The organism is Wolbachia endosymbiont (group B) of Eucosma cana (assembly GCF_947250645.1).
In the GTDB taxonomy this organism is placed as follows: Bacteria; Pseudomonadota; Alphaproteobacteria; order Rickettsiales; family Anaplasmataceae; genus Wolbachia.
Map to the genome: position 1 here is coordinate 896,194 of NZ_OX366334.1, position 13,431 is coordinate 909,624.

The 13,431-nt window shown below is 33.8% G+C and carries 11 protein-coding genes, 1 tRNA gene and 2 pseudogenes; 7 read left to right on the top strand and 7 right to left on the bottom strand.

Annotated elements, in window-relative coordinates:
- Positions 1-22 precede the first annotated feature (22 nt).
- Positions 23-601: a dephospho-CoA kinase gene (coaE, locus tag OOK99_RS04430; RefSeq protein WP_264331113.1), complete on the top strand. Its 579-nt coding sequence runs from the start codon at positions 23-25 to the stop codon at positions 599-601.
- Here the strand turns inward: coaE and OOK99_RS04435 are convergent.
- From OOK99_RS04435 to OOK99_RS04455, 5 genes are all read right to left on the bottom strand, one after another.
- Entirely contained in the window at positions 591-1,775 is a 1,185-nt protein-coding gene (locus OOK99_RS04435; protein ID WP_264719515.1) for a ribonuclease D, read from the bottom strand. The genes coaE and OOK99_RS04435 overlap by 11 nt on opposite strands.
- A gap of 84 nt (positions 1,776-1,859) precedes the next feature.
- On the bottom strand, positions 1,860-3,179 hold the full coding sequence (locus tag OOK99_RS04440; RefSeq protein ID WP_213863713.1) for a dihydroorotase: 1,320 nt from the start codon (positions 3,177-3,179) through the stop codon (positions 1,860-1,862).
- A gap of 114 nt (positions 3,180-3,293) precedes the next feature.
- Positions 3,294-5,795 (bottom strand): lipase family protein, encoded by a 2,502-nt coding sequence (locus tag OOK99_RS04445; RefSeq protein ID WP_264719516.1) that lies wholly within the window; start codon positions 5,793-5,795, stop codon positions 3,294-3,296.
- A 91-nt stretch (positions 5,796-5,886) separates the two neighbouring features.
- On the bottom strand, positions 5,887-6,489 hold the full coding sequence (locus tag OOK99_RS04450) for an RDD family protein (RefSeq protein ID WP_264719518.1): 603 nt from the start codon (positions 6,487-6,489) through the stop codon (positions 5,887-5,889).
- 22 nt (positions 6,490-6,511) lie between these two features.
- Positions 6,512-6,594: transfer RNA gene (locus OOK99_RS04455), tRNA-Leu, on the bottom strand.
- 102 nt (positions 6,595-6,696) lie between these two features.
- Between OOK99_RS04455 and OOK99_RS04460 the strand changes: the two genes are divergently transcribed.
- The 4 genes and pseudogenes from OOK99_RS04460 to OOK99_RS04475 form a co-directional block, all read left to right on the top strand.
- Positions 6,697-8,139, top strand: a complete 1,443-nt coding sequence (locus OOK99_RS04460) for a replicative DNA helicase (protein ID WP_017531675.1) — start codon at positions 6,697-6,699, stop codon at positions 8,137-8,139.
- Positions 8,140-8,348: 209 nt separating this feature from the next.
- Positions 8,349-8,750 (top strand): annotated as a pseudogene (locus OOK99_RS04465) (transposase); the annotation flags it as partial.
- An 84-nt stretch (positions 8,751-8,834) separates the two neighbouring features.
- Positions 8,835-9,846, top strand: a protein-coding gene (locus OOK99_RS04470; protein WP_264719384.1) for an IS630 family transposase whose coding sequence is annotated in 2 segments (ribosomal slippage) — positions 8,835-9,296 and positions 9,298-9,846 — 1,011 coding nt in all. Because the reading frame shifts where the segments join, the coding sequence is not laid out codon by codon here.
- An 8-nt stretch (positions 9,847-9,854) separates the two neighbouring features.
- A pseudogene (locus OOK99_RS04475) lies at positions 9,855-10,417 on the top strand (transposase); the annotation flags it as partial.
- A 198-nt stretch (positions 10,418-10,615) separates the two neighbouring features.
- Here the strand turns inward: OOK99_RS04475 and OOK99_RS04480 are convergent.
- Complete coding sequence (locus tag OOK99_RS04480) at positions 10,616-11,488, bottom strand: hypothetical protein (protein ID WP_264719520.1); 873 nt, start codon at positions 11,486-11,488, stop codon at positions 10,616-10,618.
- Between the two features lie 94 nt (positions 11,489-11,582).
- Positions 11,583-11,954 (bottom strand): glutaredoxin, encoded by a 372-nt coding sequence (locus OOK99_RS04485; protein ID WP_264719521.1) that lies wholly within the window; start codon positions 11,952-11,954, stop codon positions 11,583-11,585.
- Positions 11,955-12,024: 70 nt separating this feature from the next.
- Between OOK99_RS04485 and ribF the strand changes: the two genes are divergently transcribed.
- A complete protein-coding gene (ribF, locus tag OOK99_RS04490; protein ID WP_264337145.1) occupies positions 12,025-12,957 on the top strand; it encodes a riboflavin biosynthesis protein RibF in 933 nt (310 codons plus the stop codon).
- Entirely contained in the window at positions 12,954-13,430 is a 477-nt protein-coding gene (lspA, locus tag OOK99_RS04495; RefSeq protein WP_007301940.1) for a signal peptidase II, read from the top strand. Before ribF ends, lspA begins: the two co-directional genes overlap by 4 nt.
- Position 13,431: the final 1 nt, after the last annotated feature.

Below are 13,431 nucleotides of genomic sequence, written 5' to 3' on the forward strand. Positions count from 1 at the left end.
AGTTTTATAAGAAATTTGCTATATGATCATAGGTTTAACAGGTGGGATTGCAGTTGGAAAGAGCTTTGTAGCCAATTGCTTTAAAGAATTTGGTGCCGCTTTGTTTGATGCCGACTCTGTCGTGCACCAGCTTTATAAAGTAAACAAAAACATAATAAGTTACGCAGAAGAAAAATTTCCTGGGGTGATAGTAAATGGTGAAATAGACAGAGCAGTATTGTCTAAATATTTTTTGGCCTACGATGAAAATTGGAAGCAATTTCAATCTTTAGTGCATTCTGCTGTGCAGAGTGAATTAGCAATTTTTATTGCTCAGGAGAAAGAAAACGACAGAAAACTCCTAGTCCTAGACATTCCACTCCTACTGGAAACGAGATTCCGTTTATATTGCGATTTTATTGTTTTTATCCATGCAGATAGCACTGTACAAGCTCAAAGGCTTAGTGAGCGTAATATGGATAAAAAAAAGCTGGATCTAATGTCTAGTATTCAGCTACCTATTGAAGAAAAAAAGCAAATGAGCGACTTTATCATCGATACCAGTGCAAATGTTCTTTCTCAAGTGAAAGATATAATAAACTCGTTAGACCTTAACACGTGATACGGTTATTCTCCACAAGATTACTCCGAATCTTAGCTATACTATCAGCAGATTTTACCATTAAAATTTCAAACCTTGAGCCTGCATTCAAAAACGATTCTACTGATCTGCCGAAAAAATCATATCTCCATCCCTTGAATAGTTTATCTATCTGCCCAGATATTGAACCAGCTAACTCATCTTTTGATGAAACTAACTTTCTTGATATGTTATTTTCCTTACATTTGCTCTCTAAAATAATCGAGAGTATATCAAATACAGATTTATCATAATTATCTGACAGAGTATAATTTTGCTGCACAAACTCCTTCTCATTCTCATTGAAAATATTCATAAATTCTAATAAATCTTCCTCTTTTATATTTTTTGTGTTCCTCTCAAGATCATCTAAAACCTCGTCAATACGCTCCACATTTTTTTCAATAAGACCAATTATTACAGCATTATTAATTACTTTATTACGATTGATGTTATAGCGTTGTGCTAAAGTCTCTTGCCACTCACTCACTGCTTTAACAACTAACATTAGCCTCGGATTTGCTTCATAGTTAAATTTAATCCTCCTCCATGCATCTTTTGGACTATGCAAATACTTATTTATATCAACCAATAATTCCATCTCTTCTTGAAACCAACTCATCCTATTACTTTCTTCAAGTTTATTGCACAATATTTGGTATAGATCATATAGATATACCACGTCGTTTATTGCATAGTCTAGTTGATCCTCAGACAATGGACGCCTTAACCAGTCTGAATTTTTAGCTTTAATTTTATCCAGTGCTATTCCTTGATATTGCTCTACTACTTTTGAATAACCAATAAAGTCATGATAATAATGGCAAAACATAGCAGCAACTTGGGTATCAAAAATAGGAGTGGGAACACATTTAAACATAGTGAGTAAGGATTCTATATCCTGCCGGCAGCTATGAAACACTTTGATTATTCCCTGATTTAGCATCATTTTCTTAATGAATGATAAATCAATTTCTGGCACTAATGCATCTACAATAAAACTCTTCTCTCCGTAAGAAATTTGAATTAACGATAATTTTGGGTAGTAGGTTAAATTATTTCTAATGAACTCCGTGTCAATTGCTATAAATTTTGGATCTTTTGCCATCAATTCTTCACATGCATTCTCCAGCTCCGATGTCGTACTAATTAGCATATATTTTTTATTCAGTGGCTATATTTTACCACTTATATTGAATATTTACAATTGATTGAAATTGAGAACGCAACTGTATGATAACTAATTCTTCTGTAAATATACAGTTTTGCCAGACACAACGGTACGTATTACGCGCCCTTTCACTTTGCGTCCATCGAAAGGGGAATTTTTTGATTTACTAGCAAAGTTGTCAACTTTAATTTTCCATTCATGATCCAAATCAACTAAAATTAAGTCCGCTGCAAGGTTTTTCTGTATGCGGCCACGTGGCACATGTATGATATCTGCAGGCTTATATGTCAATTTTGCAAGCACATCAAGTAGACCCATTTGTCCACTGTGATATAGTTCAAGTGAAATGGGCAGCATTGTTTCAAGGCCAACAATACCAAATGCAGCATTTTCAAGTGGCAAATCTTTAGAACTAAGATCATGCGGAGCATGATCGGTTGCAATACAATCAATCACACCTGTCTTTAAACCTTCAATCATAGCTAAACGATCTTCCTCTGTACGAAGTGGCGGATTCATTTTTGCGATTGCTCCATGTTGCTTTACTATATCTTCAGTTAAAGTAAAGTGATGAGGAGTTACTTCGCATGTAACATTTAACCCTAAATCTTTTGCACGCTTAATAGCATCAAGTGAATCTTTTGAAGAAACATGTAAAATATGATAGTGTACATTTTCTATGTCCTTCATTAGCAGTATATCACGAGTTACCATAACCGACTCTGACGCACTCAAGATTCCCTTTATTCCCAATTCTTCAGAAATTTTACCTGCATTGATTGCGCCACCAGCAGATAGATTTAAATCCTCTGCGTGTTGAGCAATAGGAACACCAAGCATACTTGAATAAAGCAGTGCCTGTCTCATAATCATTGGATTCATAACTGGCATACCATCATCGGTGAAACCAACTGCACCTGCTTCCTTTAAGAGTGCCATTTCAGTTAATTTTTCTTCCGAAGTGGTGATTTTAGCGTAAAATTCCACATTCACATGCGAAGTTTCAAATGCTCTATATTTCAAATACTGAGCCAAGACAACACTATCAATCGCTGGAACAGTGTTTGGCTGACAAACTACAGTTGTAACGCCTCCTGCAGCTGCAGATTTACTACCCGTATGTATATTTTCTTTATGCTCTTGACCTGGTTCACGAAAATGCACGTGAATATCAATAAGGCCTGGCATTAGAACAAGCCCTTTACAGTCTATTGTTTCATCAACCCCACTTGTTGAAAATAACGATTCGCCAAAATCAACAATTTTATCCCCTTCAGTTAACAATGAACCTTTTATATCAAGTTTAGTTTCCGGGTCAATAATACGAGCATTGGTATACGCAATTTTATAGCCTTCCTTTTGGCCTGTCTGCAATAAACTCCAAATCATATTTTAGTATCAATTATAAAGTATAATCTAAAGTTTTTTTAGTAAAACACAAACAAATTAAAGCGATGGCATAATAACTAGCAATAAAGAGTATTTAAATTACTAACTTAATATCTAAGCAGCTATTCTATAACTATAATTTTCGATTTCTACATTGTTAAATGTGGTATTTGCCTTATAAGAACAGTAACACCCTACTGTAAGAAAAGCTAATGCAGCTACAGCAAGCGAAATACACATTGCTAAATGAAGAATTGTTAGACTTGTACCAACAGCAAGTGCTCCAGATAATACAAAAGAAACAGAAGCATAATTACCTTGCCTTTTACTGTAAGTTCTTGCTTTCAAGAATTTTTCACTTAGCTCTTCATTCTTGCTTTCAAATTGCTTCTGTAGACTCTTCTCTAGTACTTCACTTTTGTTTTCAATTTCTTGCAGCTTTGTCTTTAAGTCGTTATTTTCATTTTCGCGTTGCATTATTTGATCAGCGAACGATTGTCTTGCATCATTCAGCTGCCCTTCCAACTGATCATTTTGTGTAGTCAATTGAGCTACCCGACCATTTAGCGTATCAGCAACCTGTGTTAATCGGGTTACTTCATCAGTTTTATCAATTAGACCTTGCTTTGCATCATCCAGCCGCCCTTCCAATTGATTGTTTTGTATAGTCATTTGATCTACTTGATCTTTTAGCCTTCCAATCTCTTTTTTCTTCTTTTCAAGCTGAGCTCTTGCTTCATTAGATTCTTTGCTAAGTTGCATGACTTTACTAGTTTCTTCAGCTAATTTTTGCTTTGATGCTACAAGTTGAACTTCTGTTTGCTCACATTTCCTTTCAAGCTCCCTTGCTTGACTAGACAAATTACTATTTTCCTGTTCAAGTTGAGCTTTTACTTCCCTTAGCCCTCCCTCACTCTCTCTGAATTGAGCTCTAGCATCCTTTAGCTCTTTTTCTGCACATTCTACCTTTTCTTCTAGCTTAGTTTTTGCTTTCTCAAGCTTCTTCAGTTGATTAGTCAGATTACTATTCTTTCTTTCTAATCCAGTATTTGTTTCTTCAAGTTTTTCTACAGTACCGTTAAGCCTAGTTACTTTGCTAATTTGCTCATCCAACTCTGCTTTGTTTTCTGCAAGCTGATCTTTTGTCCCTTTAAATTCTGCAGTAAGTTTATCTACTTGATCATTGAGTTGATTAGTCTTCTGTTGTTCTTGTGTTAATTTTCCTTTTTCATCATCTAACTCTTTAGTTTTTCCAACCAAACTTTGTTGTATACTATTTAACCTTCCCTCTAGTTGAATTTTTTCATTAGTAAGCTGAGCTACTTTTTGTTTTCCTTGTCTAAATTCCTCTTCTAAATTTGGAGCACGTTGAATTGGTATCTCAGAAAGCTTAATGCCTTCATTTTCTTCTCTGACTTCTTCAAAGAATTCCTTATCATCCACATCAACATATGACAAAACTGCATGGTAAAATAGGCCACAAATATAAGCAATATGACGATACTTAGATGCTTCGCTATCCGATTTAAATTTTTCCTGCTCTATTTTCTCAATAAGGTTATAATAGGTATCGATTTTATGATAGTGTAGTTCTAAATACTCCAGAGTTTTACCTGTTTCTAATTTTAATGGTTTACCTACATGTTTATAGTGCATACCAGCATTACCATGTGGCAAACATGGTACCGGATCTGATTGACAAGCTACTCTAATAGTATTATGTCCAAGACACTCATTGTAAACTTCAGCAGCACCATTGTAGAACACTCTTGGAGAGCCAAAAGTTGCAACATGAACATCTTCAGCACCTTCTGTTTTATTAAGACATAAAGCAGTTATACTAGCAAGAGCACCTCCCATGCTATGGCCTGTAACATTGATTTTTAAATCTTTGATTGCTAATCCTTTATCATTAGCATGCCCTTGTAATATTTTATGTACGCTGGGCCAAGAACGTTTGAATAGAGAGTAAAAACCAGAGTGAACATAATTATCTCCAGACAAAAATGGCAACTTAGTTAAAGAAGCACGCAGATCTTCCTTCACATCATTTAAATCACGAGTGCCATGGTAAGCTATATCTACTTCGTTATCTTTAATAAAAATATAACCAGCATCTCGATTATATGAATTTTTACCAGTTAAAGCATAGCCAACATCGTGTTGCTCTAATTTATAATCAACATCTGAGCAATATTTATCTTCAATAAGTTCATTATCGTAAAATCTTATAATCTGATAACCTTCTTCTTCAAACTTCCTTTTAGTTTTGTATTTACCTTTCTCTAATTTTCTATCCACATCACCATAGGAAATTTTGCTAAAGGTACACATTTTCCATAATTTTTCTTCATCAAATTCTGCAATTTGCCCTTTTATCAGATCAGCAAGGTCAGAAGCATCCTTTAACTCAGCACCTTTAAAATCTTCTATCTTCTTCCATGCTTTAACTAGGTCAGAAGTTCCTAGCCCATTAAGGTCAAAACTTTGAGTTTCTAATTCGTTCTTAAATGGTTCTAGTGCCTCAATTACGCATTCTTTTATTTCATTATCATCAATATGTACAATACTATCGCTAATAGAATCCATACTTTGATCATGAGTAATACTTGGCATATTTTTTACCTACTATTTTAGTATATCATTAATTAAGCATTTGATCAAATTTATCAATAAAACTATTAAAATTTTCTTATTTTAAACGAATTTAGTTCATTTTATCACACTTAAGACTTTTGTTTGTGACAACTGCTGTATTTGCAATCTTATCGTGCCAAGTTTGGCAGCGTTTATCGAAACTTGCCCATATGAAACCCAAGAATAATGGTGCAGTTGACAATATGAAGGAAAAAAACCTCTTTGTTGCTTGTTTCAGAGTCAATTTTTCAAAAGTTTGTGCATTCACAACTCTAAGTCCAAGTAAGAATTTTCCAGGTGTAGCGCCAAATCTTATCCACATATATGCTACATAACTAAAAAGCATAATAAATTGAACTATCTGATTTAGAACTAGTAACTTTATTAGTTTACTCTGCATTGCTGTTTCCTCTGCAGATAGTGGCACCTGCATTTGATATTTTGCAGCAATTTGGCCTAATATTTTACTGCTCTCCGAGCTCATAAAGAGTTGATTTAAGGCCTGACCGCAAAACTGTAAAAATAAAACGATGATGATTAAATCAAGCAGCACTGACAAATAGCGTCTAAGTCCCGTTACGTAACATATTCCATTTTCATTTTTCTTTATCCTTTGAATAGCATTTATAGAAGAAAGAATGGCAAATGAACGATTAAAAAACTTGTGTAACATAAAGCACTTTCCAATGTTTGAGTGCCCCTGGCCGGACTTGAACCAGCATGCTCTTGCAAGCAACAGATTTTGAGTCTGCCGTGTCTACCATTCCACCACAGGGGCCTATTTTAATGCTATAAGCAACACAGGATTAGTCAAATTTTTTCTCTTTTAAGTCGAGATTGAATATTCTACAATAATCAATCATTACTCTAAAAACTTAAAATGAATGAATTAGTTAACCTTATTAATTCAAGAGAAGAAATATGTAAATTGCCACATAATTTAGAAGCAGAGCAAATGCTCATTGGTGCAATGATTCGTGATAATAGAATTTGTGATGCAGTTGAAGATATAATTGCAGCAGACAATTTCTACGATCCACTACATCAAAGCATTTTTACCCAGATATCTAAAACCAGAAAACACGGCATAGTTGCCAATGAACTAAGCCTTAAGATGTTTTTTGAAAATGATAAAGCATTTGCCGAATGTGGTGGAGTTGAGTACCTAGCAAAGCTTGCAGCGAAGGCAAGTATTGCTCTTGATATCTATAGCTTGACCAGAATAATCCGTGATACTTATTTAAGAAGATGCTTAATCAAGCTCGGACAAGAGACAATTGACGATAGTTATAACTATGACATCGAAAATCCTGCACAGGTACAAATTGAGCAAGCAATGACAAAATTGTTCAATTTAGCAGTAAAAAAGCAAGGTGAGAAAACATACATAAAGCTTGCAAGTTCAATTAAAGATGTGGTTGAGAAGATTAGCAAGCTAAAAAATAATCCAGAGGCTCTAGGTATTACAACCGGACTTCAAGATCTAAACCAGCTTCTTGGTGGTTTGCAGAAATCTGATCTGTTAATTATAGCTGCAAGGCCCTCAATGGGGAAGACAGCATTGGCACTGAACATCGCACTTAATGCTTGTAAGATTTTGCAAAAAAGAACAGACAAACAACACTACGTAGCGTTTTTCTCACTTGAAATGTCAGCAGAGCAATTGACTGCAAGATTGATTACCATAGATTCAGGTATTGGTTATTATAAGGCAATGACTGGGAGAATTAGTGATTTTGAATTACATGAATTCATTAATGCTAGTACAGGACTATCTGAATTACCTTTCATTATAGATGACACTCCTGCTCTATCAATTAGTGCCCTTCGTACCAGAATACGACTGCTATATCAGCTATACAATGTAGAGGTGGTATTTATCGATTATCTGCAATTAATTCGAGGAACAACAAAAAGGAGTAGTGAAAATAGAGTGCAAGAAATTTCAGAAGTGACGCAGGGTTTGAAAGCAATTGCAAAGGAACTAAATATTCCCATTGTTGCACTATCGCAGCTCTCTCGTTCTGTTGAGCAGAGGGATGATAAAAAACCACAACTTTCTGATTTACGTGATTCAGGAAGCATAGAACAGGATGCGGATATAGTAATGTTCCTCTATAGAGAAGAATATTATGAATTAAGAAAGCAACCAAATGAAGGAAGTAATAAACATCGAGAGTGGCAAGAGAAAATGGAGAAAATTAGAAATATTGCAGAGCTGATCATTGCAAAACAAAGAAACGGGCCAATTGGCAGTGTGAAACTACATTTTGACTCCAATAGAGGTGCATTTAAAGACTATACAGAAAGATATAGTCTTTAGCGGTGAGTAATTCTGGAAGTGTTTAACAAACCATACGTGCCAAATTAATTAGCTATCGTAAAATATAGCAATATTTAAGATTGGCATTTTACTTGTTACATTTATTTTTTTAGAAAAATCTATAAATTACTAACTTAAAGGGAACGTTCAAAAAACTGCGTCAAAGCGAGAAGTAAAAATAAAATAGAAACAAAAAATGGAGATTTGACATGAGTCAAGTAAATGGAACTACTGGATTGGTAGACTATAAAGAATTAGAAACAAATATTCTATCATCTATACGGGACCATTGATGGGGAGAGATGGTAACAAGGCTACTGGAAGCGAGTCTGGAAGGTACCATTTACCCACTGAAAGAGAAGAGAAGAAACGGAAAAAACTTTGAGGACAAATATTTGAACTTTTGACACCAAGAGATAGAGAGCGAACCACAGATAGTGAAAAAAAAGGTAAACAACTGAACTTGAGGCAAAAAATATCTGCAGCAGAGATATCTGGAATTACAGATAAATTACTACCTATAATCAATGAATGGTGTAGTCGTCCACTACAATCAATATATCCGATAGTATTCATGATTTTTTAAGGTGAAAGAAGACGGTTGTTGTGTAATACCAATTCCCGTTACACGGGAAACAGATAGACAATAATGGAAGAAAAGCCATAATGAAATAAGTGAAATAGTTTAGGTATAAATGGCACTCAGATCAAAATTATTGGATGAAGAAGTAGTAAAATCAGCAAAAGAGATGCTGAAGAAAGTAAGGAATAATGCATATGTTTCAAAAAAACTAAACGCTGTAATTGCAGCAAAAAAGTACAGTATAACGTCTGTAGCAAAAATATATTGCATTTCAAGAAAGGCACTAACTTCGTGGATAAAACTCTTGAAATTTGGCAGAGAAGAAAAACTGTTTGCTCCTCGATCACGCCGAAGAAAAACTAAATTAAATCAGGCTCAACTACAGCAAATTGAAGCATGGATAGAAGAAAACCCTAATATTACCATTAAAGAAATGAGAATAAGAATACAGGAAAAGTTCGACTTAAATATTAGCAAATCTACAGTACACCGCCATATGCAAAAGATGAAATTTTCATATATTACACCAAGACCAGTACACAACGTACAAGATAAAAGTAAACAAGAGGAATTCAAAAAAAAATCTCAATGAAGTTATTGGAAAGTATCCTGAAAAAGAGCTATTTTTCTTTGATGAATCAAGGTTTGGCACACATTCGAAAGTTGGGCATGGATGGTTTAAAAAAGGTACTAGAACTCGGGTTAAAATAAAGTTAGGTAGGCATAATTTTTATCTCTACAGTGCAGTTAATCCTAAAAATGGAGAGAGTTTTAGCTTATTTGCACCAAATGTTAACACTGATTGCATGAATATATTTCTTGAGCAAATGTTGCAATATCTAGGGACAAGAGAAGCTGTTCTTGTTATGGACTGTGCTAGTTGGCATAAGTCAAAAAATTTAAAGGTACCTAAAAACATTGAGATTATATACCTACCTCCATATTCACCTGAACTTAATCCTGTTGAGAGGCTTTGGTTATATATAAAACAGAACATTTTGCGCAATAAAATATACAGTACTATTGCTTTGCTTGAGAGCACTTTATGCAAATTTCTTACCTCTCTTGCTACTTCTACAATTAAACAACTCTGCTCTGTTTCCTATTTGACTCCACAACAATGAGAATTGGTATAAGTAAGTGCATGTATAACATATTGGGTATAGATCAAGAAGGCAAAAAGGATGTATTGGGTTTTTATTTGGCTGAAAGAGAAGTTCTGGTTGGGGGTATTAAATGAGCTAAAAGAAAGAGGAGTAGAGGATATTCTAATAGCTTGTATTAAAAAGTTTTCCTGCTGCTATAAATAGCTAAAGCAGAAATGTATAGTACATCAGATAAGAAATTTACTGAAGCAGCAAAAACTTTCATAAGTGATCTGAAGAAAGTATATCAGGCTTCAAGCAGAGAAATTGCTGAAAATTATTTACTCGAGCTGATGGAGCGAAAAATATCCTTTGGTCATAAAATCGTGGCAAAACAATTGGGAAAATTTATTTTAAGTATTTCGGGCCAGTTAGGCGGCTCCACTAATCCTATCGAGGAGACATTTACTAAAACCAAAGGTTCATTTACCAGCTTGTACAAGTTGGTATATTGTGCTATAAGGAAGGTGGAGGAAAAGTGCTGTACATATTAACTATATCTCAGCTCAACATTTTCTTTCTCCACAGATTGAAAATTGAGTTGAACTAAAAATTCGCTTTGACGCAGTTTTTTGAACATTACCTAGCTATTTGAATCTGTCTTAAATCAAAACACTATACAAGATACCATACAACGAAATCATCCCAGTGTTAAACGCTGGGATGACAGAGAGCAGCTCAATTGCTCCACTCAATCAGTAAAAATCAGATATATGTAGACATTGGCTAAAACCATTCCAACAACATTTTAGTGAAACTTAACAAGCTTATCTATAGTTTTAGTGATGATTCTTGGAGTATTTGGAGAGACTTCTGAGCCCAGTTTATTTAACCGCTCTATAGCAAACCCGCTGTTCTCATTTATTATGAAATCACATAAAATATTTTCTATATCTTTAATAACACTTTCATGCTTTCTCAGAGGATGGTTATTCGGATATCTATGAATGGTTTTGATGCTAGAATACTCAACGAAAGCTTGATCTTTAAAAGCAAGTTGTCTCAATTTCTCTTTGAATTTTTCTTCTTCATCTCTTGCTAAAAGGCAAGACTTTATCAGTGATTTTATAATCGAGTTTATAGCCTGATGTATTTCAGAATGCACTATAACTTTGATGATATTTTCTTCCACTATGCAATCATAAGTGCTTTTTTCGCTCTTTAATGACTCTATAAGCATTTTGCTATTTTGCGAATTCAATTCCAGATTCTCTTCACTTATAGGAGTCATTATAAAGGTATTCTTATTTACCCTGATGTAAAATTGTGGCAACCCTTTAGAACAGGCAAATGCTACATCCTTAGACTCAAGTGCGTGATTGTATGAAGAAGAAAGGGTGCTTGCTATAACGCTACTTGGTACTTTCATTCCATGATTACTTAGGTGATTTAACACATTCTCAACATCATGATATGTAAAACCTGTATCTTTTATCAATTCAACAACTTCTATGCAATTGTGTTGTTTATACTCTATTGTCACTTCTTCTGTAAAAAGAGTTTTAGCTGCTATATGCTTATCAAGCACTGTGAAAATCTTGATGAAACTCTCTAAATCCTGTTTGTTAATTAATTCAATACTAATTAAGTTTTTGCTAACAATTATAATATTTTTTATCATTTTTCCCACTAAAAAAACTCACTAGATGAATTGTATTTTTAATTCATTAAAAATTGTTTAAAGTGGGTATGCCAGCAACAGTAAGACAAAAAAATCACATAAAACCTTCATTATGTATTATATTACATCCCTCGTGTTCATCACTGCCGCTTGTGTAAGCTGTTGCATTAATGCTATCTTCATTGTTATTTAACATATTATCCAACTTTCCTTCTTTTTCAAGATCCATCAATTTGTCACATCCAGCAATATGATGTACATAATCACCATTTTCATCAGTAATAAAAATTTGTGGAACTGTCCTGACGTTATATTTTGATTTTATACCGTCAAACAAATCCGAGTTTCTAAGTACATCAATTTCTTCGTATTTCACACCTTTTTCATCCAATAACTCTTTTGCTTTCTTGCAGAATGGGCAGTACTTCTTCACATATATTACAACTTTTCCTTTAGTGTTTTTCACGATTTATCTCCATAGTTCATAAAATACAACTATTATATATAAAAAATATATATATAAAATATCAAATTGTATGAAAATTATTTACAACTGTGAGCAAGGGATAAAAGATAATGTGGCACTAACTTTCGGAAATTTTGATGGCGTTCATTTAGGACATAAGTTTGCAATTTCCAATCTAAAGGAGGTAGCACAAGAAAGAGGATTACCCTCTGCAGTTTTAACTTTTGAGCCTCACCCATCAACTGTTTTATTTAGTAGGAACAATTTTAGGTTAATAGACCAAGAACAAAAAAAGGAACTAATCAGCAGCTATGGTATAGATTACTTGTATATTATTAATTTTAGTAGAGGTTTTTCTGAGGTTAGCTGCGATGACTTTATTGGTAAGATTTTGGTAAAGAAGTATGGTGCTAAACATATCACTGTTGGAGAAAGTTGTACTTTTGGTCACAAACGATTGGGTAACATATTAACTCTAGAAAAATATTCTCAGATGTATGAATATTCTTTAACTAAATTAGAGCCATTGATAATCGATAGAAAAATTTGCTCTTCTTCCTCAATCAGGGAGTGTTTACAAAAAGGCGAAATAGAAATTGCTAATAAATTGCTTGGTAGGTCTTATCAAGTTTCTGGTATTGTAACAAAAGGTGCATGTAGAGGTAGAGAAATAGGGTTTCCAACCATAAACATTCCGATAGAAGATTACATGATAAAACCTAAGCTTGGTACATATTACGCCAAAGTTGCATTTTCTGAAAATAGTTCAAGTTGGCTATATGGAGTAGTCAACATTGGTATGAGACCTACATTTAAGGACTTAAAAAAACCTATAGTAGAAATGCATATATTTGACTTCAACGAAAATGTATACAATTTTAAGGTTGACATACAACTTTTAAAATTTATTAGGGCAGAAAAAAAATTCCATAGTATTAACGAGTTAACAAAACAGATAGACCGTGATATAATGAAGGCTTACCAGTTAAAGATAAACTTATGAAAAGGATATGTTTAGTTATTATATTGATTATAGTATCATTCGATCAAACAAGTAAATTGTATATAAACTCATTGATTGATGAGGGGGAGTCAATCGAGATTACTAGTTTTATGAAATTAGTTGAAGTTTGGAATTCAGGAATTAGCTTTGGAATGTGTAGTACTCTGCCGCATGGCAGCTTCTTTTTTTCGGCATGTTCAATATTAATAATTGGTATACTTGCATACTTGATATATAAATCTAATGATAAGTCAATTTACCTTAGTTTTTCTCTGATGATTGGTGGAGCGATCGGAAATGTAATTGATAGAATCTATTGGGGCGCTGTATATGATTTCATATATTTTCATATCAATGATTGGTATTGGCCAGCCTTTAATTTAGCTGATCTATCTATAGTTTGTGGAATGTGTACATTGTTATATAAGTGGTATATATATGATAGGTCTATCTCTAAGCAAAATGAGGAATGAA